The sequence below is a fragment of the Pseudomonas sp. P1_A1 genome (assembly GCF_056406935.1).
Genome location: NZ_JBFTZE010000009.1, coordinates 236,498 through 257,213 on the forward strand (window position 1 = coordinate 236,498; position 20,716 = coordinate 257,213).

Annotated in this window: 21 protein-coding genes, 1 pseudogene and 1 riboswitch; of the genes and pseudogenes, 12 read left to right on the top strand and 10 right to left on the bottom strand. The window is 59.8% G+C overall.

What is annotated here, in order from left to right; genetic code table 11:
• Positions 1-89 precede the first annotated feature (89 nt).
• Both AC1D2Q_RS16035 and AC1D2Q_RS16040 read left to right on the top strand, forming a co-directional pair.
• Positions 90-575, top strand: coding sequence for a hypothetical protein (locus AC1D2Q_RS16035; protein ID WP_019651163.1), 486 nt, complete (start codon positions 90-92; stop codon positions 573-575).
• 63 nt (positions 576-638) lie between these two features.
• Positions 639-926, top strand: coding sequence for a PA4642 family protein (locus tag AC1D2Q_RS16040; protein ID WP_019651164.1), 288 nt, complete (start codon positions 639-641; stop codon positions 924-926).
• 117 nt (positions 927-1,043) lie between these two features.
• Here AC1D2Q_RS16040 and mqo read toward each other — a convergent pair whose 3' ends face one another.
• Both mqo and AC1D2Q_RS16050 read right to left on the bottom strand, forming a co-directional pair.
• Complete coding sequence (mqo, locus tag AC1D2Q_RS16045; RefSeq protein ID WP_018929589.1) at positions 1,044-2,552, bottom strand: malate dehydrogenase (quinone); 1,509 nt, start codon at positions 2,550-2,552, stop codon at positions 1,044-1,046.
• Positions 2,553-3,291: 739 nt separating this feature from the next.
• Entirely contained in the window at positions 3,292-3,525 is a 234-nt protein-coding gene (locus tag AC1D2Q_RS16050; RefSeq protein ID WP_477813815.1) for a hypothetical protein, read from the bottom strand.
• Positions 3,526-3,730: 205 nt separating this feature from the next.
• On the opposite strand from AC1D2Q_RS16050, the gene AC1D2Q_RS16055 reads away from it, so the two are divergent.
• The gene (locus AC1D2Q_RS16055; protein ID WP_253416736.1) at positions 3,731-4,315 is read left to right on the top strand and encodes a YajG family lipoprotein; all 585 of its coding nucleotides are present in this window, start codon (positions 3,731-3,733) and stop codon (positions 4,313-4,315) included.
• A gap of 79 nt (positions 4,316-4,394) precedes the next feature.
• Here the strand turns inward: AC1D2Q_RS16055 and AC1D2Q_RS16060 are convergent, their stop codons facing one another.
• A complete protein-coding gene (locus AC1D2Q_RS16060) occupies positions 4,395-4,601 on the bottom strand; it encodes a hypothetical protein (protein WP_018929592.1) in 207 nt (68 codons plus the stop codon).
• Between the two features lie 194 nt (positions 4,602-4,795).
• Between AC1D2Q_RS16060 and AC1D2Q_RS16065 the strand changes: the two genes are divergently transcribed.
• Positions 4,796-5,074: a hypothetical protein gene (locus AC1D2Q_RS16065; protein ID WP_477813816.1), complete on the top strand. Its 279-nt coding sequence runs from the start codon at positions 4,796-4,798 to the stop codon at positions 5,072-5,074.
• Between the two features lie 111 nt (positions 5,075-5,185).
• Here AC1D2Q_RS16065 and AC1D2Q_RS16070 read toward each other — a convergent pair whose 3' ends face one another.
• Positions 5,186-6,352 carry a 1-acyl-sn-glycerol-3-phosphate acyltransferase gene (locus AC1D2Q_RS16070; protein ID WP_477813817.1) on the bottom strand — a complete coding sequence of 389 codons (1,167 nt, stop codon included), beginning with the start codon at positions 6,350-6,352 and terminating at the stop codon, positions 5,186-5,188.
• 139 nt (positions 6,353-6,491) lie between these two features.
• Here AC1D2Q_RS16070 and AC1D2Q_RS16075 point away from each other — a divergent pair, with 139 nt between their 5' ends.
• Genes AC1D2Q_RS16075 through AC1D2Q_RS16085 form a run of 3 tightly spaced genes read left to right on the top strand, consistent with a single transcriptional unit; the run spans position 6,492 to position 7,603 of the window.
• A complete protein-coding gene (locus tag AC1D2Q_RS16075; RefSeq protein WP_477813818.1) occupies positions 6,492-6,674 on the top strand; it encodes a CPXCG motif-containing cysteine-rich protein in 183 nt (60 codons plus the stop codon).
• A 9-nt stretch (positions 6,675-6,683) separates the two neighbouring features.
• Positions 6,684-6,944 carry a putative signal transducing protein gene (locus AC1D2Q_RS16080; protein WP_007939795.1) on the top strand — a complete coding sequence of 87 codons (261 nt, stop codon included), beginning with the start codon at positions 6,684-6,686 and terminating at the stop codon, positions 6,942-6,944.
• A gap of 35 nt (positions 6,945-6,979) precedes the next feature.
• Complete coding sequence (locus tag AC1D2Q_RS16085; RefSeq protein WP_477813819.1) at positions 6,980-7,603, top strand: SOS response-associated peptidase; 624 nt, start codon at positions 6,980-6,982, stop codon at positions 7,601-7,603.
• Positions 7,604-7,646: 43 nt separating this feature from the next.
• Here the strand turns inward: AC1D2Q_RS16085 and AC1D2Q_RS16090 are convergent, their stop codons facing one another.
• Together AC1D2Q_RS16090 and AC1D2Q_RS16095 are read right to left on the bottom strand one after the other, a co-directional pair.
• Positions 7,647-8,489, bottom strand: a complete 843-nt coding sequence (locus AC1D2Q_RS16090) for a methyl-accepting chemotaxis protein (RefSeq protein WP_477813834.1) — start codon at positions 8,487-8,489, stop codon at positions 7,647-7,649.
• A gap of 12 nt (positions 8,490-8,501) precedes the next feature.
• Positions 8,502-10,043 (bottom strand): annotated as a pseudogene (locus AC1D2Q_RS16095) (methyl-accepting chemotaxis protein); the annotation flags it as partial.
• Positions 10,044-10,062: 19 nt separating this feature from the next.
• Between AC1D2Q_RS16095 and AC1D2Q_RS16100 the strand changes: the two are divergent.
• Positions 10,063-10,881, top strand: coding sequence for a M48 family metallopeptidase (locus AC1D2Q_RS16100; RefSeq protein WP_477813820.1), 819 nt, complete (start codon positions 10,063-10,065; stop codon positions 10,879-10,881).
• 129 nt (positions 10,882-11,010) lie between these two features.
• On the opposite strand, the gene AC1D2Q_RS16105 is transcribed toward AC1D2Q_RS16100, so the two are convergent.
• The 3 genes from AC1D2Q_RS16105 to AC1D2Q_RS16115 form a co-directional block, all read right to left on the bottom strand.
• Positions 11,011-11,595 (bottom strand): TMEM165/GDT1 family protein, encoded by a 585-nt coding sequence (locus tag AC1D2Q_RS16105; RefSeq protein ID WP_026286682.1) that lies wholly within the window; start codon positions 11,593-11,595, stop codon positions 11,011-11,013.
• Between the two features lie 91 nt (positions 11,596-11,686).
• Positions 11,687-11,811, bottom strand: a riboswitch (yybP-ykoY riboswitch).
• Between the two features lie 51 nt (positions 11,812-11,862).
• Complete coding sequence (locus AC1D2Q_RS16110) at positions 11,863-12,861, bottom strand: methyltransferase (protein WP_477813821.1); 999 nt, start codon at positions 12,859-12,861, stop codon at positions 11,863-11,865.
• Positions 12,862-12,894: 33 nt separating this feature from the next.
• Positions 12,895-13,860 carry a 2-hydroxyacid dehydrogenase gene (locus AC1D2Q_RS16115; protein ID WP_477813822.1) on the bottom strand — a complete coding sequence of 322 codons (966 nt, stop codon included), beginning with the start codon at positions 13,858-13,860 and terminating at the stop codon, positions 12,895-12,897.
• Positions 13,861-13,951: 91 nt separating this feature from the next.
• Between AC1D2Q_RS16115 and AC1D2Q_RS16120 the strand changes: the two genes are divergently transcribed.
• Complete coding sequence (locus AC1D2Q_RS16120) at positions 13,952-14,581, top strand: LysE family translocator (protein ID WP_349747115.1); 630 nt, start codon at positions 13,952-13,954, stop codon at positions 14,579-14,581.
• 13 nt (positions 14,582-14,594) lie between these two features.
• On the opposite strand, the gene AC1D2Q_RS16125 is transcribed toward AC1D2Q_RS16120, so the two are convergent.
• Positions 14,595-15,365 carry an AraC family transcriptional regulator gene (locus AC1D2Q_RS16125; protein ID WP_111454523.1) on the bottom strand — a complete coding sequence of 257 codons (771 nt, stop codon included), beginning with the start codon at positions 15,363-15,365 and terminating at the stop codon, positions 14,595-14,597.
• A gap of 84 nt (positions 15,366-15,449) precedes the next feature.
• Between AC1D2Q_RS16125 and AC1D2Q_RS16130 the strand changes: the two genes are divergently transcribed.
• The 3 genes from AC1D2Q_RS16130 (at position 15,450) to AC1D2Q_RS16140 (ending at position 20,688) form a co-directional block, all read left to right on the top strand.
• Complete coding sequence (locus tag AC1D2Q_RS16130) at positions 15,450-16,634, top strand: MFS transporter (protein WP_477813823.1); 1,185 nt, start codon at positions 15,450-15,452, stop codon at positions 16,632-16,634.
• A 147-nt stretch (positions 16,635-16,781) separates the two neighbouring features.
• On the top strand, positions 16,782-18,464 hold the full coding sequence (locus AC1D2Q_RS16135; RefSeq protein WP_477813824.1) for a fatty acid--CoA ligase: 1,683 nt from the start codon (positions 16,782-16,784) through the stop codon (positions 18,462-18,464).
• Between the two features lie 334 nt (positions 18,465-18,798).
• Entirely contained in the window at positions 18,799-20,688 is a 1,890-nt protein-coding gene (locus tag AC1D2Q_RS16140; RefSeq protein WP_477813825.1) for a DUF1302 domain-containing protein, read from the top strand.
• Positions 20,689-20,716 lie beyond the last annotated feature (28 nt).

Sequence of the window (20,716 nt, forward strand, 5' to 3'; positions counted from 1 at the left end):
GCCTTGTCTTCGAGAGTATTGATCTGGATCGGTTATTCGCCCGATTGATCATCGTGCTAGAGTGCTCGGCCTCGTCCCTGGAGCCTGTCATGAGTCTTTTGATCCGCAGCTGCGCCGCCCTGATGTTGGTCTTCAGCCTACCCCTGGCCGCCGCTCCGGCACCGATGCATGTGCAGTTTTTGCCCCCGGACGACTTGACTCTGCGTGAAGCGGAACCCGAGCAGCAACAACTGTTGCAGGTCACCGAGTATTCGGTGGTCCTCGGCAGCCAACGTCAGTCCAACCAACAACCGATCCCGGTCACCTCACCGTTGCTGATCCGCCTCAAGGGCAAACCCTTGAACAAGGGTGCGACCATCAGCCAGGTGCTGGTCAACTTCGATGGCGAAAGCAAAAGCCTGAAAAAGCCGATCTACGACAACAAAAGCAAAACCCTGACCCTCTATTACCCGCTGGCCCAGTACCGCGTGGTGATCGACTTGTTGCGCAACGACACGGTGTATTGCCAGTTTCTGAGTTACGCCAACGGCCATATCTGGGCCGATCTGCACACCGGTAGCGTTCGTCCGCGTTGAGCCCGGCATCAAGGCAGGGGTAAACTGCCCGCCCCGTGAACTGTCTGCGAGCTGGAGTCGGCAATGCGTAAAGATAAGAAGCAAGTGATTGGTGACGAGATCGGCGATGCGCAGATCAAACTGTTCCTCGATTTCGAGCCGGTCGACGCCACTTCACCGTCGCTGCACAAACTGATCAAGGCGTACCGCGGCCTGCGCATCGATGACTTCGAGCGTTTTCTGACGTTCTTTGTCGAAGCTGGCTACGATCTGGATGGCAAGGATGAGCACGGCAATAACTTTGTGGCCCTGATTCAGGATCAACGTAACGCGGCCGAGTACATCGAGTTGATCGAAAAGGCTCGCGGTTAACGTCAGSCACTGGAATTTGTGGCGAGGGAGCAAGCTCCTTCGCCACAAGATTGTTTCACCGCATATAAAAAAACGCCCCGCCCTCAATGAGGACGGGGCGTTTTTTATGCGGCTGAATCAAGCGTAGCTTTGGGTTTCGCTGCTTGCTTCAACCAGTTCCAGTGCGACGTTGTTCTGCGCATTGATCTTGCGATACAGCGCAGCGTCGGTTTCCAGGACTTTCTCCCGGGCCGGGAAGATTTCCGCCAGTTTGGCAGCCCACTCGCCCTTGGCCTTGTTCGGGAAGCACTTCTCGATCAATTCCAGCATGATCGACACGGTCACCGAGGCGCCTGGCGAGGCACCGAGCAGGGCGGCAAGGGAACCGTCCTTGGCCGCGACCAGTTCGGTACCGAATTGCAGAACGCCGCCTTTCTTCGGGTCTTTCTTGATGATCTGCACCCGTTGGCCGGCCACTTCCAGGCGCCAGTCTTCGGCTTTCGCTTCCGGGTAGAAGCGACGCAGGGACTCCAGGCGCTGCTCCATCGACTGCATCACTTCACTGACCAGGTACTTGGTCAGGTCCATGTTGTTTTTCGCCACGGCCAGCATTGGGCCGATATTGCCGGCGCGGACCGACATCGGCAGGTCCATGAACGAACCGTGCTTGAGGAACTTGGTGGTGAAACCGGCATAAGGTCCGAACAGCAGGGACTTCTTGCCATCGACCACACGGGTGTCCAGGTGCGGCACGGACATCGGTGGCGAACCGACCGCGGCCTGGCTGTAGACCTTGGCCTGGTGGTGCTTGACCACTTCCGGGTTGTCGCAACGCAGCCACTGGCCACTGATCGGGAAGCCGCCGAAGCCTTTGCTTTCTTCGATGCCCGACGCTTGCAGCAGCGGCAGTGCCGCGCCGCCGGCGCCGAGGAAGACGAATTTGGCGTCGACTTCACGGGTGTTGCCGCTGTTGACGTCCTTGATGCTGACGGTCCAGCCGCCATTGTTACGCTTCAGGCCGGTGACGCGCTTGCAGTATTTGACCTGGGCATCGGGTGCGCTGGTCAGGTGCTTGAGCAATTGGTTGGTCAGGGCGCCGAAGTTGACGTCGGTGCCGTTCATCACGCGGGTGGCGGCGAGGACTTCGTCAGCCGGACGGCCCGGCATCATCAGCGGCATCCACTCGGCCATCTTGGCTTTGTCTTCGGTGTATTCCATGTCCGAGAAGGCATGGTGCTTGCTCAGGGTCTTGAAGCGTTCCTTGAGGAAGGACACGCCGTTCTCACCCTGCACGAAGCTCAGGTGCGGCACCGGGCTGATGAACGATTTGCACGAACCGAAGGTGCCTTTCTTGGTCAGGTAGGACCAGAACTGCTTCGACACCTCGAACTGGGTGTTGATGTGCACGGCTTTCTTGATGTCGACGGTGCCGTCAGCGGCCTGCGGCGTGTAGTTCAGCTCACACAGCCCGGCGTGACCGGTACCGGCGTTGTTCCACGGATTGGAACTCTCCGCGGCACCGGAATCCATCAGCTCGACGACTTCCAGCTTGATCGCGGGGTCGAGCTCTTTAAGCAGTACAGCGAGGGTGGCACTCATGATGCCGGCCCCAACCAGTACTACGTCGACTGCTTCGTTATGCGCCATTTAACGCGTCTCCAAAATCTGCAGCACCAAATTGTCGGCATAGCTGCCAGGCGTTCCGGGGCGTGTCAGTGATGCCCCAGGTACCCATGGCCAGGATCGCCATGTCCGAATCTTCGCAATTTTTCGCAACTTCGACGGATGCATGCGGCCTGGCCTCAAGAGTCACATGAACTCATTTCGGCACGCGGCTGGCAATTCGACTTATGGTCGAGACATCCGTTTGTGCAACCAAATCCGTAGCGGACAGGCTTCAGGCTCCGGTGTTCGAGGAGTACTCGGTCCTGTGTCGTTGGGCTGTTGTAGACGCTAATGGTGCATATTCAGACGCAAAACTATTCATTTGCTCGCCACACTCTTGTGAAGTTGTGAAAACCCGTTTTTTTCACGCTCTTTTGAAGACGTGAACCTCAAAAAGGGCTGTCCCAGCCTGGCACCGCGCCCGGATGGATTGCCGCCATGGGATACATGGGCAGCAAAAACGGGCAAACAGCTCAGTGACCGAGCGTAATGACAGCTCTGCAGATTCGCGAAAAGTGGGGGTTTTGCTTGAGAAACAGCAAGCGCGCCAGCTTCACTCGATCTGTGTGGGCGGCTCTCTGTGGGCGGTTCGGGGTGTCAATACCGAGGCATTGACGATGCTGCGAGGCCCGATCAGGAGACGTCCTTATAATCGGGGGGAGATTGTAACGAAGAAACGCAGGGAAATGGTCGTGTTTAATGACTTTTATTAGGTGTCCGGTCAGGTGGTCAGCAGTTGCTGCGCGCGTGCACGTGGCGGGTGCTGGCTGACACGGGCGCTGGCGGGCAGGGGATGGTGCAGCCAGTTGAGGCGAATTTCTTCGATTTCGATCCAGCCATCGCCCATGGGCTGGAGGCTGCACTGCTTGAAGGCCTGGCAGTGGCCGTTGTGGTCGAGCAGGGCGAAACTGCGGTGCAGCGGGCGTGGCGCGAACATCGAAATGAGAAAACGCATGACAAAGCACCTTGTGGATAGCTGCCGTGAAGGTTGCCAGCGGGCGATGACGTACGCGTGTCCGGGCGGTGACAAAAGTGTGACAGGATCCGCGCTGTACCGGGTTTGTCAGAGATTTCAGTAATCATTGCGCGAAGCTAGTTCGCCGCAGTGGCGCACCGCTATACTGCAGGCACTGTTAGTGCCTGATTCTGGAGAGAAGAGCATGTTGCAACGCCTGTTGTTCGGTTTGATCACTGTGACCAGTTTGACCCTCGTCGGCTGCGCCCACAGCCCGCAACAACTGAGCCCGGAACCCAAGCTGACGGCTCAGCTGGCGCCGGTCGGCCATGGTCAGCCGGTGGTGGTGCGTGTGGTGGACGGTCGTCCGTCGCCAACCCTGGGGACCCGTGGCGGTCTGTACCCGGAGACCAGTGCGATCACGGTGCAGGGTGCGCAGATTCTGCCGAAGCTGCAGGCTCAGGCTGAAGCGGCCGTGCGCTTGCTGGGCTTCACGCCGACGGCCAATGCGCTGAATGCGCCGCAATTGACGGTGACCCTGGCCGAGCTGAAGTATCAGTCGCCCAAAGAAGGTTTGTATGTGACTGAGGCAACGATTGGCGCGACGTTCCGTTCGGATGTGCAGAATGCCAACCGTCGTTACAGCGGTCGCTACGGCGCGTCGCTGGATCAGCGTTTTGGCATGGCGCCGAATCAGGAAACCAATACCAAGCTGGTCAGTGATGTGCTGAGCGATGCGTTGACCCGCTTGTTCAAGGACCCGACGATTGGTCAGGTGCTTGCCGAGTAACGGTTTGCGGCTTGTTTAAAGAACCCGGTGTCAGTGATGGCGCCGGGTTTTTTTCTGCCTGCCGTTCCAGCAAGGGAAATCAAGCCGCTTGCGAATAGAAGTCCAGAACACTCACCCCGGTCAGCAAATCCGTCTCCGGCAAATCCGCATGTTGATGCCCGCCCAACGCGCAATACACCAGCCAATGCCGGTCTTGTACATTGAAGGCGAGGCTGCCGACTAAGGTTTGTTGTTCGTCGCTTTGGGCAATGAGGTAAAGGCGGTCCTGGTTTTCGGCGTGGAGCATGACGGGGTCCGTGTCGGTTTCGAGGGGCGACAGACTGGCGGATTCAGATGACGGCGCCGTGACACAGGACAATAATCGGCTAAATGGTTTCGTTATTTGTCGGAAAGGGGGGGCAGGTCAGGGCGCTTTCGGTAGAATCCGCGCCGTGGTCGTCGGTCCCGGCGTCTGTTACACCGGTTTGCCTGAGGTTTGTGATGTCGCTGCAATTGATTTCGCTCTTTACCGCTCATCCCGCCAAATTGATCAACCTGCTGGCCTTGCTGTTCGCCTGCCCGGGCGGCTGGTTGCTGCATGCCACCCGTCGTCGTGAACAGCGCGCGATGGCCAGTATCGAAGCCCAGCGCCAGAGCCGGCCCGACGAAGAGCCAACACTCGATTGGGCCACCTTGCGCATGAACCGGTTTTTCTATCGCTTCGGTTTTGCCTGCCTCGGGATGGCGTTGCTGGTGTCGTGGGTCAGCACCCGCGTCTGAGTCTCTAAGAAACAAAAGATCGCAGCCTTCGGCAGCTCCTACAGGGTGTACATCAATCCTCTGTAGGAGCTGCCGAAGGCTGCGATCTTTTGATCTAAAAACGTCGCTCGCTTAAAGCGGCAACCCGGCCTTGACCCGATACTGATTGCGCACCGGTGTCGCATATTGCAGCACCAGGAACGGACGATGTTCCTCAGGGCAAGCCTCCAGCCGACGCTGCCATTCTTCCTGAGCCTTGGCCAGTTCATCTGCCGCAAACAGCTCGGCCGCGTTCGGCACCTGCAATTGCGGGTCGGCGTCTTTCCACTGTGCATACGCCAGGTAATGCACTGGGAATAACCGGTAACCGCCCAAAATCTGCTTGTCCATTTCGATCGCCAATTGCTTGGTGTCTTCGAACAGTTCGGTGATCGGCGCGGCGAAGTTCACGTGGACCCGGCCTTTGTAACCGGTGATGCCCTTGGCGATGCTCACGTCATCCTCGCCCGGCGCCTTGGTGTAGGTGCCGGTGGTGGCGCGGATGTACAGCTCGCGGGCCTTGGCCTGGTCGCAGGGGTCGTACTCGTAGCTGATCGACACCGGGGTGAGGTTCAGCGAACGGATGACTTCGCCGAACGGCTCGTCCTTGCGGCTCATGTGGAACATCTTGAGGATCGCCGACTCGGTGCGGTCGTCGCCGTCCTTGGCCCGGCCTTCAGCCTGGGCGATCCAGATCGAGGCGCAATCGTTGCGGATCGAATGGTTGATGTAGGCCGACAACAATTGATACGCCGCCATTTTCTCGCGACGACCGGTGATTGAACGGTGCACGATGAAGCTCTTGTTCAGGCGCATCAGGTCGCTGACAAAAGGCTTCTGCAGCAGGTTGTCGCCAATGGCGATGCGTGGCGTCGGCAGGCCGGCGTGGTACACGGCGTAGTTGACGAAGGCCGGGTCCATCACGATGTCGCGGTGGTTGGCGATGAACAGGKAGGCACTGCCGGACTTGAATTGCTCCACGCCGGTGTAGGTCACCCCGTCCGTGGCGCGCTCGATGGTGTGGTCGACGTAAAACTCGACTTTGTCCTGCAACGTGGCCACCGACGTGACGTCGGCGAACTCACGGCGCAGCCGATGCGCTATAAGAGGTTTGAGCATCCAGCCGAACGCACCGGCAAAACGCGGGAAGCGGAAGTGGGTGAGGATATCTAGAAACGCCTTGTCGCCGAGCAGTCGTGCCAGCACCGCTGGTACTTCGCTGTCGTCGTAAGGTCGGATGGCATCGAATTCGCCCATCATGCTCTCTTGTTGGAAACGGCTAGGGTAAGTAAAGGTTTTGATCGAAAAACACCGGGGCACGGTCTGAAAAGGTAGCCAGACAAAAATAGCCCTGCAAATAGACCGGCGATTATACGCACAAGTCACCTGGGAGACCGCGATGCTGGAAACCGAGCGTTATGAATGCCCGTATTGTGGTGAAGAGTCCGACGCGGTTCTGGACTTGTCCGGTGGCGATCAGGAATATATCGAAGACTGTCCGGTCTGTTGTCGGCCGATCAGGTTTCATCTCGAAACCGATGGTTTGGAATGGATGCTTGAGGTTTACAGCGAAGACGAGTGAGGGGCACCCATGCAGCGCATCTACGAGCCGGAAAACCTGATGGAAGGCGAATTGCTGCTAAGCATGCTGGCCAGTGAAGGCATCGAGGCGCATCTAGTGGGCCGGGATTTGATCGGCGGTACCGGGGAATTGCCGATATTCGGCCTGCTGGGAGTATCGGTCGATAACGACCAGGCGCAATACGCGCGGGAGCTGATCGCCGCGTACAATGCCGCGCTGCCGCTGTCCGGCGATGAACCGGACAGCTTTCCCGGCACGCTGGTCTGTTAGGCTGACGTTCGTTTGATCAAGAGTCGTATTGCCCCATGTGTGGACGTTATGCCCTGTTTCGCTGGAACCCCGCCTTCGCGGCCCTGCCCGGATTTCCCGCCGATCAGCAGGCCCAGTGGAATATTTCTCCCAACGATTCGGTGTTGATGCTGCGTGCCGGTGCGGACGGGCAGCGTGAGTTGGCCCGCGCCCGCTGGGGCCTGACGCCGCCGTGGCTGACCGACCTGTCCCGCACGCCGGCCCATGCCCGTGCCGAAACCGTTGCCGAACAGCCGATGTTTCGCGAAGCCTTGCGCCTGCGCCGTTGTCTGCTGCCGGCCAATGGTTTTTACGAATGGCGCGGCACCACACGCAAACGTCCGTATTGGCTCACCCCGGGGGAGGGCTCGGCGCTGTTTTTCGCGGCGATCTGGGAGGCGTATCCGGTGCAGGAGCAGGTGTGGCTGAGCACGGCGGTGATCACCCAGCCTGCTTCGAGTCAGCGTCGGCCGTTGATTCTCGATGCGGCGGGGCAGGAGGCCTGGCTCAACCCTGAAACCCCCTTGCACGCCTTGCAGGCGCTGCTGGCCAGCGAACCTGCGCCATTGCGCGAGCGGGTGCTGGCGAACCTGGTGAATGATCCGAAGCTTAATGGGCCGGAATGTTTAACCCCGGGTTGAGCGCGTAATGATCGTTCCCAAGCGTGGGAACGATCATTGAACCCTACACCTTGAACTGATTGATCAACCGCCGCTGCTGTTCCGCCAACTTGGTCAAATCCGCACTCGCCGCGCTCGATTCATCCGCGCCACCGGCCACTTCATTGGCTACTTGTCCGATATTGATCACGTTGCGGTTGATGTCGTCGGCCACTGCGCTCTGTTCCTCGGCGGCGCTGGCGATCTGGGTGTTCATGTCGTTGATCACCGACACCGCTTGGGTAATGGTTTCCAGCGCTTGGGCCGCTTTCGCCGCGTGCTGCACGCTTTCGTCGGTGCGGTTCTGACTGTCTTCCATGACCCGCACCACATCGCGGGTGCCTTGTTGCAGTTGCTGGATCATGGTCTGGATTTCTTCCGTGGCCTTCTGGGTTTTCTGCGCCAGGTTGCGTACTTCATCGGCCACCACCGCAAAACCCCGGCCCTGTTCACCGGCCCGCGCCGCTTCGATGGCCGCGTTCAAGGCCAGCAGGTTGGTCTGCTCGGCGATGCCGCGAATGGCCGTAAGGATTGCGTTGATGTTTTCGCTGTCCTTGGCCAGGGTCTGCACCACGCCTACGGCCTTGCCAATTTCCACCGCCAGAACACCAATCGAATTCGACGTATCCCGCACGATTTGCATGCCCTGCGCCGCCGCCTGATCCGCATGGCTGGCAGCTTGCGCGGCCTGGGTGGCGTTGCGCGCCACATCCTGGGCGGTGGCGGTCATTTCGTGTACGGCGGTGGCGACCTGATCGATCTCGGCCATTTGTTTGTGCACACCGATGTTGGTGCGAATGGCGATGTCGGCGGTGTGTTCCGACGAATCGCTGACGCTCTGCACCGATGTCACCACTTGAGTAATCATCGCCTGCAACTTGGCCAGGAAGGTGTTGAAACCCTTGGCGATCGAGCCCAGTTCGTCGCTGCGGTCGCTGGTCAGGCGGCGGGTCAGGTCGCCTTCACCCTGGGCGATGTCATCGAGCATGGTCACCATCTGCTTCAGCGGCCGGGCAATGCCGTGGCCCACCAGCCAGATCACCAACAAACCAATGCCGGCGATCAGCAGGCCGACCATGGCCATGCCAAAGGTGTCGGACTTGCGCTGTGCGTCCAGGTCACTCTGAAGTTTTTGCAGGTCGGCCATCACCGCGTTCAGTGGCAGTTGCAGCATCAAGGTCCAGCGGGCGTCGGTCTGGCCGATGCCGAAGGGCAGGTACAACTCGATCCGGCCCTGGGCCTTGTCGACGGTGTAAGTCACTTCGCCGCGCTTGAGATTGGCCATGTTGGCAATCTGCTTGCTGTCGAGGATGTCGCTGACCTTTTCGCCGAATTTGCTCGGGTCTTTGGTGTAGGCGACGATCCGGCCATTACCGCCGATCAGGGCCATTTCCCCGGCGCCGCTGTACAGTTTCTGATTCGCCCCCAGGAGCATTTCCTGGATGAAGTTCACCGACAGGTCGGCGCCGACGATGCCCTGGAACGCGCCGTTGAGCATGATCGGTTCAATGAAGGAGGCGAGCATGACGATCTTGTCGCCCACCTTGTAGGGTGCCGGATCGATCACGCAGGCTTTTTTGGTTTCCTTGGAGCACAGGTAGTACTCGCTGGCGCGCACACCGGTGGACAAGGTTTTCTGGTCGTCGACGTCGACCAGTTTGTCCAGGCCCAGGCTGCCGTCTTCGTTACGGAACCACCATGGCAGGAAGCGCCCGTTGCTGGCGTCGATGCCGGCCACTTTGGTGTCGACGTAGGCCGCATCGTTGTGGTCGAGGGCGTTTTTTTCCCACCCAATGTAGGTGCCGAGAATTTTCGGGTTCCGGGCGACGTTTTCCTTGATCAGGCTGATCAGTTGCTCACGGCTCAGGCTCAGTTGCGGCTGGCCATCGGCGCCCGGTGTGCCGATCAATGCGTTGACCCGCACCAGACCGCCGGCAATCAGCAGCGGCGCTTCGAGTTCGCGCTGGATCTGGCTGACCTGGGTTTGCGCCAGCGACGTCAGGCGCTGTTCGATGACTTGCTCAAACTGCGCCTGAGTCCGTTGCTGGACCATGTCTTGGGTCCGGGCACCGGAAAACAGCGCGTACAGCACCAGGGCTGCGACAACGCTGAGCACAATGGCCCCGGCCAGGGCGGCAACGGAAAACTGGATTGACTTGAATTTCATGGGTGCTCCGCACGCAAGAGGACGTCTGCAGAGCTGTATCGGCAAGGAGCCGGAGGGGCATGAGCGCGGAGTGGCGAATTGACTGTTTTGGAGTGCTGGATGTCGTAAATGAGTCATTGCTGAGCGTGATCGGTCGGGGCGGGCGCTGTTGTGTGAATTTTTTCCTACGGTGATCGGAGCTTTGTCTGAAATGTGCGTGTTACACGTCTGTTGTATCTGGCGCCGATACAAATCCCCACCTAGGATACGCGGCATGTTTCCAGGGAGCTTTTTGATGAATAAGACATTGGTTTTGTGTGCACTGAGCGCGGGTCTGCTGCTCACCGGTTGTCAGTCGGTCAACACCACCAGCGGCGGTGCCGTGGGCGTGGAGCGCAAGCAATACATGTTCAGCATGTTGTCGACCTCTGAGGTCAATCAGATGTACGCCCAGTCGTATCAAAAGACCGTCGGGGAGGCGAGTAGCAAAGGCGTGCTGGACAAATCCAGTAACGATGCCAAGCGCGTCCAGGCGATCTCCAATCGCCTGATTGCCCAGGCGCCGGTGTTCCGTCCGGATTCGGCCCAGTGGCAATGGGAAGTGAACCTGATCAAGAGCGACGAGCTGAATGCCTCCTGTGGGCCCGGCGGCAAGATCATTTTCTACTCCGGGCTGATCGACACCCTGCAACTCACCGACGACGAAATCGCCGCCATCATCGGCCATGAAATCGCTCACGCCCTGCGCGAGCACGGTCGCGAAGCGATGTCCAAGGCCTACGGTATCGAAATGGCCAAGCAGGGTGCTGGTGCGTTGTTCGGTCTGGGCGAGGGCGGCCTGGCTCTGGCGGATACCGTGGCGAAATACGGCATGACCTTGCCCAACAGTCGCGAAAACGAAAACGAAGCGGACCTGATCGGCCTCGAACTGGCCGCCCGCGCCGGTTACAACCCGAACGCCGCGATCACCCTGTGGAACAAAATGAGCAAAGCCTCGGAAGGCGCACCGCCGGAGTTCTTGAGCACCCACCCGGCGTCGGCCAGTCGGATTGCGTCGTTGCAGGCGGCGATTCCGAAAGTCATGCCGTTGTACGAGAAAGCCAGGAAATCTTGAGTAAGTGATCGTTCCCACGCTCTGCGTGGGAATGCCGCCATGGGCGCTCCGAGTCCGCTTTAACGTCGTGACGCGGAGCGTCACCGGATGCATTCCCACGCAGAGCGTGGGAATGATCGGGTTGTCGTCTCAAACCCAGCCACTGCTCTGCATCGCCTTGTACACCGCGACAATCGCCAGGATAAAGAACGCCGACGCCGCCAGGCGACGGATCAAAGTCAGAGGCAGTTTTTCCGCCGCAAAGTTACCCGCCAGTACCACCGGCACGTTGGCAATCAACATCCCGGCGGTGGTGCCGAGGATCACCAGCCACAGATCCGGGTATTGCGCGGCGAGCATCACGGTTGCGACCTGGGTCTTGTCGCCCATCTCCGCGAGGAAGAACGCAATCAGCGTGGTCAGGAACGGCCCGAACTTGCGGGCAGTGCTGGCTTCGTCCTCGTCCATTTTATCCGGCACCAGGGTCCACAACGCGGTGGCGGCGAAGCTCGCGGCGAGGATCCAGTGAAGTGTCGCATTCGAGAAGAAACTGCCGAACCAGGCGCCTACCGCACCCGCCGCCGCGTGGTTGGCCAGGGTCGCGGCGACGATGCCGGCGATGATCGGCCAGGGTTTGCGAAAGCGAGCGGCTAGAATGAGTGCGAGCAGTTGCGTCTTGTCGCCGATTTCGGCCAAGGCAACGATTGCGGTGGGAACGAGTAGAGAGTCCAGCATCATCAGGGTTTTCCTAAGGGGCGGGTCGACACGGCTATGACACGTACAGCCTTCCCGCCCCGGGTAAGGTGTTCGTGTCATAGGTCTTGTCAAACCCTGCGATCCGTCTGATGCGGACGCGTGGGTCGCATACGCCATGGTCTGAGGACCAAGTATGTTGACGTATGCCGGACGAGCATGGCGCTCGTGGGAGACTACTCCCCTAGGACGGAGCGGATTCTGCCTAGGCAAATCCGATTGGGCAAGCCCTCTTTTGCAAAAGCGTTTTCAGCCACGCTTGGCCCGGTAGATTCTAAAACCCTGTCCTTCAGCCTTGATTGCACACACGCCCAAATGCTCTTCGATCAGCGGCTGATACTTCAGGAAGCTGTTCGCAACCAACCGCAGTTCGCCGCCATTTTTCAGATGTTTAGCTGCTTTTCGCAGCAAGTTCTCTGTGGCGAAGTAGTCGGTGTGTACGCCGACATGGAACGGTGGATTACTCAGAATCGCGCTCAAGCCCATGGGCGCTGCGTCGATGCCGTCGCCGGTCAACACTTCCGCTTCCAGACCGTTGGCGGCCAGGGTCAGGCGACTGCTGGCGGCGGCAAACGCGTCGACATCGAGCAGGGTGACCTGATTGTGCGGGTAACGCCGCTTGACCACTGCCCCCAGCACACCTGCACCGCAACCGAAGTCCAGTAGATGGCCGCTGGGCAGTTTGTCCAGATGCTCCAGCAACAGGGCGCTGCCGCGATCCAGTCGACCGTGGCTGAACACGCCCGGCAGGCTGATGACTTTCAACGGCCCTTCGGCCAAGGGCAGTTCATAGGTCTGGGCCAGGCTTTCCAGCGACTTGGCTTCTGGCGCATGGGCCACGGTGACCTGCCAGAGCTGGCAATGCCGTGCGCTGTCGAGCTTGCGTGGTTTGCCGAAGGGGTTCAGTTGCTTGGCTGCGCCTTCGATGCCGCTGCGTTTTTCGCCGACCAGATACAACTCACGCCCGGCCAGACGAGAGGCGAGGGCGTTGAGGATATAGTCGGTCAGGTCCTTGGACTTGGGCAGAAACACCACGGCGCTGTCGAATTCGCGCTCGGGCGCATTCACGCCAAAATGGCTGCGCTCGGCGAAACGGGCGTCCAGTGCTGCTTGATCGCCGGCGTGCCAGCACCAGCCGTGGGCATCGGGCAAGCGCCCCAGCAAGTCGTCGGCGGGCAAGCCGGCCAGCAGCACCGAACCCTGGAACAACTCGGCCTGACGAAGCAGTACTTCACTGCGCGGATCCATACTCTGCTCCTTGAAAAAAAGTGCCGCAGTTTATCAACTGACGACCCGCAGCGCTTTACCGCTGAAATAAGCCTGAGCGTTTTCCGTCAACTGGCCAACGATTCGTTGCCGCGCCTCGCGGCTGCCCCAGGCGTTGTGCGGGGTGACGATCAGCCGTGGAATGTCCCGGGCCAGCAGCGGATTGCCCGCAGTCGGTGGTTCGACACTCAACACGTCGGTGGCCGCGCCGCCCAAGTGGCCGTTGCGCAGGGCGTCGGCCAATGCTTGTTCGTCGATCAAGCCACCGCGCGCGGTGTTGACCACGAAAGCACCGGGCTTCATCGAGCCCAGTTCACGGGCACCGATGAAGTGTCGGGTGTGTTCGTTGAGCGGGCAATGCAGGGTCAGGGCGTCGATTTGCGGCAGCAGTTCATCCAGCGGCAAGCGATCCGGGCGGGCAGGGCGGCCCGGAATCTGCCCCAGCAAGACGCGCATGCCGAACGCTTCAGCCAGCCGCGCGACGGCACCGCCCAATTCACCGTGGCCGAGCAAACCGAGGGTTTTGCCTTCGAGTTCGATGATCGGGTAATCCAGCAGGCAGAACTGTTTCGCCTGTTGCCAGCGCCCTTCGGCGACGGCTTTTTGATAGTCGGCCAGGCGCGTCGCCAGGTTCAGTAACAACATGATCGTGTGCTGAGCCACCGACGGCGTGCCGTAGCCCTGGCAATTGCAAACAGTGATTCCGTGGGTGCGGGCGGCGGCCAGGTCGACGTTGTTGGTGCCGGTGGCTGTGATCAGGATCAGCTTCAACTCGGGGCTGGCCGCCATGGCCGCCGCATCGATCAGGATTTTATTGGTGATGGCGACGGTGGCGCCTTTGAGGCGTTCGATCACCTGCGCAGGCGTGGTCTGGGCGAATAGCTGCAAGTCGCTGAAGCACTCGAGTAGTGGGCTGAGGTCGAGATCGCCGAGGTCCAGGGACGGATGGTCGAGGAAAACGGCGCGGCGAGAGTTCGTCATCAACTGTACCTTTTGTGCGTTGAACTGAAGGCGTAATCTGCCGAGCCTACCAGATGAAACACGCAGTTACGCTTGGCCAAAGGGAGCCCCCATGTACTGGACAGAATTCTTGACCGTTGCGCTGATTCACCTGCTGGCTGTTGCAAGCCCCGGCCCGGATTTCGCCGTGGTGGTGCGAGAGAGCGTGACTCACGGTCGCCGTGCCGGGACCTGGACGGCGCTGGGCGTCGGTTCGGCGATTTTCCTGCACGTCGGTTATTCACTGCTGGGGATCGGGCTGATCGTGTCTCAGTCGATCGTGCTGTTCAACGCCTTGAAATGGGCCGCTGCCGCGTACCTGCTGTACATCGGCTACAAAGCCCTGCGCGCGCAACCGGCCAAACCTGCGGCTGACGACCTGCACCAGGAAGCGGGTGAGCGCACCGCGCGGGGCGCCTTCACTGCGGGGTTCGTGACCAATGGCCTGAACCCGAAGGCCACGCTGTTTTTCCTGTCGCTGTTCACCGTGGTGATCAACCCGCACACGCCGCTGGCGGTACAGGCCGGTTACGGGGTCTATCTGGCGGCGGCAACGGCTATCTGGTTTTGCCTGGTGGCGATGCTGTTCAGTCAACAACGCGTGCGCGCCGGCTTCGCCCGCATGGGCCACTGGTTCGACCGGACGATGGGCGCGGTGCTGATTGCCATCGGCGTGAAACTCGCGTTCACCGAGATGCATTGATCGCGCTGAGTGTCTACGGGGGATTGAGTTCGCTCAATTTGTTCAGCGCGTTCAGGTATTCCCGAGGGTTTTCCCCGAGCAAACGGCGAAACATTGCGCTGAACGCTCGAGCACTGCCGTAGCCCAGGTCGCGCGCCACGCTCTGCACGCTTTCCCCGGCGAGCAGACGCGGCAGGGCTTCCATCAGGCGCAGTTGCTGGCGCCAGGCATTGAAATTCATCTTCAGTTGCTGCTGGAACAGCCGCGCCAAGGTTCGAGAACTGGCGCCGACCTGCTGTGCCCAGTCTTCCAGGGTGTTGGAGTGATTCGGTGCGCGCAGCAGCGCCATGCAGATGCCCTGCAGGCGTCGGTCCTCGGGCATTGGAATGTGTAGCGGAAGGTTTTCCAGGCTGGCGATCTCTTCCAGCATCAGCTTCTGAATCAATGAGTTTTCCGCGTGTCGCGGACCTTGCACCGCGCGCAGGATCAGCTCGCGCAGCAGCGGCGTGACGGCCAGCACACAGCACTGTTGCAGCGTTGGCGGCGACAGTTCGGGGGCAATGAACAGCGAACGCATGCGCACCTCGCCCGACATGAAAATTTCATGCGCCACCAATGGCGGAATCCACACGGCTCGGGTTGGTGGAATGACCCAGGCACCTTGCGCAGTGACCACTCGCATGGTGCCGCAAACGGCGTACAGCAACTGAGCTTCGCGGTGTTGATGCAGTTCCTGGTGAGCACCGTCCACGTAATCTCGCGGATAGGCGCTGACCGGCCCGTGCAGGAAATGGCTGATTAACATGTCAGATCCAATGACTTTGTTGTCAGGCTTACTCTTTTTCGCCAACTTAGCATAAGCCGCTCACTACAACGTAAGCGTGCCGCGATGAACCAGTCCAGAAATGTCCTCCGCTATATCAACGCAGCTCATGTGATCGATCACATGTTCATGCTGATTTTTCCCGCCGCCGTTCTCGGCATGACCCAGGCCTTCGCACTGGACTACGCTGCGCTGATCGGCCTGTCTCTCGGTGGCTTTATTGCCTTTGGCGCCTGTTCGCTGCCGGCTGGCTGGCTGGGGGATCGCTGGAGCCGACGGAAAATGATGCTGGTGTTTTTTTTCGGCGTTGGCGCTTCGGCGATCTTTACCGGCGTGAGCAGCAGCGCACCGATGCTGGTACTCGGCCTGACGCTGATCGGTATTTTCGCCGCGATCTATCACCCGGTGGGCACCGCGATGCTGGTGGCTTACGCGCACAACCGGGGCCGCGAAATCGGTATCAACGGCATGTGGGGCAATCTTGGCGTGGCGTTTTCGGCGCTGATCACTGGGTTGCTGGTGGCGCAACTCGGCTGGCGTTCGGCATTCGTTTTGCCTGGCGTGGTAGCGATTGGGCTGGGCATCGGTTTCGCGTTTCAGGTGCGCGAAGAACCGATCCCCAAGCGTGCGCACACACCGCTCAAAGATGCGGCCGGTCAGAGGATTTCCATGGTCATGGTGTTCGGCGTACTGGCCTTGGCCACCGCGACCGGCGGTGTGGTGTTCAACGCCACGACCATGACCTATCCGAAATTGTTTCAGGAACGCCTGCACGATTTGTTTACTTCACCGCAAATCCTTGGCGTCGTGGTCAGCCTGGCGTATGCCTTCGGCGCCGTGGCGCAGTTGAGCATCGGCCGGGTCTTGCATCGTTTCAGTCTGAAATGGCCGTTTATGGTGTTGACGCTGTGCCAGGCGCCACTGTTGTTCGGGTTGGCCTATGTCGACGGCTGGGCCGTGATCGTGCTGGGTGCGGCGTTCATGTTCGTGGTGTTTGGCCAGGTCACGGTAAATGATGCGATGGTCGCCAACTTTGTCGCGCCGCAATGGCAATCCCGAGTCTTCGCGCTGCGTTACTGTTTATCGTTCGGTGCCAGTGCTACCGCGATTCCGCTGATTTCGTTCGTCGAACCGCGCCAAGGTTTTGTAGGCCTTTACCTGATATTGGCGGGTTTTGCGGCGTTGACCTTCGTGGCTGCAATGGTTTTCCCCCGGACACCAGCCGAGGCTGCCGTAGGAAAAATGGCGTAACAGCTGACGAATTCTCGCAAGTGCTGGCGCAAAGCTAGCATTTGTACGGCTCTGCAAATCATACCTTTGGCTGATTTGACTGGCGTTCAAGGCCTCTAGAGTGCTTAGCTTTAGCAGCCAAGACTGTGCAGTCAAAAAGGGACTCTTATGTTGCAGACTCGCGTTATTCCTCCAGCCGAGGGCGCTTACCAGTATCCGCTGTTGATTAAACGGCTGCTGATGTCCGGCGCCCGTTACGAAAAAACTCGCGAAATCATCTACCGCGATCAGTTGCGCTACAGCTATCCGACCCTGATCGAGCGGGTTGCGCGGCTGGCCAATGTGCTGACAGAGGCCGGCGTGAAGGCCGGGGATACCGTGGCGGTAATGGACTGGGACAGCCATCGCTACCTGGAATGCATGTTCGCCATCCCGATGATCGGCGCGGTGATCCACACCATTAACGTGCGGCTGTCGCCAGAACAGATTCTCTACACCATGAACCACGCCGAGGACCGCTTTGTGCTGGTCAACAGCGAGTTCGTCGGTTTGTACAAGGCGATTGCCGGGCACCTGACCACGGTGGAGAAAACCCTGCTGCTGACCGACTTGCCGGAAAAGACTGCCGAGTTGCCGAACCTTGTCGGCGAGTACGAGCAACTGCTGGCCGCGGCGAGCCCGCAGTACGACTTCCAGGACTTCGACGAAAACTCGGTGGCCACCACGTTCTACACCACCGGCACCACCGGTAACCCCAAAGGCGTGTATTTCACCCATCGGCAACTGGTGCTGCATACCATGGGCGTGTCGACCATCATGGGCGCCATCGACAGCGTGCGGTTGTTGGGCACCAACGACGTGTACATGCCGATCACCCCGATGTTCCATGTGCACGCCTGGGGCTTGCCGTATGTGGCGACCATGCTCGGGCTCAAGCAGGTTTATCCGGGCCGTTACGACCCCGAGTATCTGGTGGAGCTGTGGCGCAAGGAGAAGGTGAGCTTTTCCCACTGTGTGCCGACCATTCTGCAAATGATCCTCAATGCCAAAGCGGCGCAAAACGTCGATTTCGGTGGCTGGAAAATCGTCATCGGCGGCAGTGCGCTCAATCATGCGCTGTACGACGCCGCCAAGGCCAAGGGCATCCAATTGACCGCCGCTTATGGCATGTCGGAGACCGGGCCATTGGTATCCTGCGCCCACCTCAACGATGAGCTGATGGCCGGCACCGAAGACGAACGCACCACCTACCGGATCAAGGCTGGTGTGCCGGGGCCGTTGGTTGAGGCGGCAATCGTCGACACCGAGGGCAACTTCCTGCCTGCCGATGGTGAAACCCAGGGCGAATTGGTGCTGCGTGCGCCGTGGCTCACCGAGGGTTACTTCAACGAGCCGCAAAAAGGCGCCGAGCTCTGGGCCGGGGGCTGGTTGCACACCGGCGACGTGGCAACTCTGGACAGCATGGGCGTGATCGACATCCGTGACCGGATCAAGGATGTGATCAAGACCGGTGGCGAGTGGATCTCTTCCCTGGACCTGGAAGACCTGATCAGTCGCCACCCTGCGGTACGCGAGGTAGCAGTGGTGGGCATCGCCGATCCGCAGTGGGGCGAGCGCCCGTTTGCGCTGCTGGTGGTTCGCGAAGGGCATCAGATCGGGGCCAGGGAACTCAAGGAGCACCTCAAGCCGTACGTTGAACAGGGGCACCTGAGCAAGTGGGCTATCCCGAGTCAGATCGCCATTGTTACTGAAATTCCCAAGACCAGCGTCGGCAAACTCGACAAGAAGCGTATCCGCGTCGACATCACCGAATGGCAGGCCAACAACAGCACCTTCCTCTCGACGCTTTAAGCGTCATCTGGCGTGCCCGAAAGGGCACGCCAGAGCCACCAAGCAAGCGCTTGGCTTGTGAAATCCGAATTTTCAGCCATCCTTGCCGTGCCGACATGTGTCGGACTGGCGAAAGGACTGTTCCAGAGTGGCCGGCAGCGCAAATCACACTTTAGAGGGATCAAGCACTACTACCTGCTGGCTATAGTCCGCTCAAGGATTTTTAAGAACGGAGCTCACGCAATAAACGGGGGCGATGCAACTTTGGAGTGACTTCGGACCGCTTGGCTTCCGGTTACCCACAGCGTTTTTAAAAGTACTAAGCCATAACAATAATGCACATGGAGTAGCGTCGATGACATCAGTAAACCAGTTCTGGCGCCGGGCGAAACTGCCCCTGGCGGTCAGTCTCGCCTCTTCGCTCGCCGGGCCCGCATTCGGCGTCAGTTTCAACGTTGGTGAAATCGAAGGCCAATTCGACTCATCCCTGTCGATCGGAGCCAGTTGGTCTACTCAGAGTCCCAACAAAAACCTCATCGGCGTCAATAACGGGGGCCACGGCCTGTCCCAGACGTCCGATGACGGTCACGCCAACTTCAAGAGCGGCGAAACCTTCTCGAAAATCTTCAAGGGCATCCATGACCTTGAATTGAAATACGGCGACACCGGCGTCTTCGTCCGGGGCAAATACTGGTACGACTTCGAACTCAAGGATGAAAGCCGCGAATTCAAGGACATCAGCGACAGCAACCGCAAGGAAGGCGCCAAGTCCTCCGGCGGCGAGATCCTCGACGCCTTCGTCTACCACAACTACTCCATCGCCGATCAGCCGGGGTCCGTGCGCCTGGGCAAGCAGGTTGTGAGCTGGGGTGAAAGTACCTTCATCGGCGGCGGCATCAACTCGATCAACCCGATCGATGTCTCTGCGTTCCGTCGTCCTGGCGCCGAGGTCAAGGAAGGTCTGATCCCGGTCAACATGTTCTACGTGTCCCAGAGCCTCACTGACACGCTGTCGGCAGAAGCCTTCTATCAACTGGAATGGGACCAGACCGTCGTCGATAACTGCGGCACCTTTTTCTCCCAGCCCGACATCATTGCCGACGGTTGCGACAACAACCTGCGAGTGCTGAACAAGCGCTCGACCATCCCGGGCGCCGCTTTGCCCACATTGGCCAGGCTGGGCGTCGACGTCAACGAAGAAGGTGTGCTGGTGCGCCGTGGCGGGGATCGCGATGCTCGGGACAGCGGCCAGTGGGGGGCGTCCCTCAAATACATGTTCGAGCCGCTGGACACCGAGTTCGGTGCCTACTTCATGAACTACCACAGCCGTGCGCCGATCTTCAGCGCTACGGGGGCTCCAGCATCGGCCTATGCGCGGGCAGCGGCCTTGCCGGGGGCGCTTCGGGCTTTGGCGCCGTTGGTGGTCGCGGGAAACTCGAACTATTTTGTCGAGTACCCGGAAGACATCCGCCTCTATGGCTTGAGCTTCTCCACCACTCTGCCCACCGGCACGGCATGGAGCGGCGAGATCAGCTACCGTCCGAACGCGCCGGTGCAGCTCAACTCCACCGATATTCTGTTCGCCGGCGTGCGTCCATTGGGCGGCGCTCTGACCAATGCTTCGCTGCTTAATGGTGTGCCGGGTCAGGACTTGCACGGCTATCGCCGCAAGGAAATCACCCAGTTCCAGACCACCCTGACGCACTTCTTCGATCAGGTCATGGGCGCCAATCGTCTGACCCTGGTGGGCGAAGTGGGCGTGACCCATGTGGGCGGCCTGGAAAGCAGCTCTGATGTCCGTTATGGCCGTGACCCGGTCTACGGGCCTGGCGAACTGCCGTCCACCGGTGGTCTCGATACCTGCTCGGCGATCCTCAACACCAGCACCATCAACGGTGCCGGCGCAGGTGCTGCCACCAACAACCGCAGCCGCAATTGCAACGACGACGGCTTCACTACGGCCACTTCGTGGGGTTATCGCGCCCGGGCCATTTGGGAATACCCCGACGTATTCGCCGGTGTGAACCTCAAGCCGAACGTGGCCTGGTCCCACGACGTGAGCGGTTACTCGCCCGGCCCTGGCGGCAACTTCGAGGAAGGTCGTAAAGCGGTAAGCCTGGGGCTGGATGCCGAATACCAGAACACCTACACCGCGAGCCTGGCGTACACCAACTTCTTCGACGGCAAGTACACCACCGTAGATGACCGCGACTTCGTTGCGCTCAGCTTCGGCGTGAACTTCTAAGCACTGCATTTTCAGGACGAACACATTT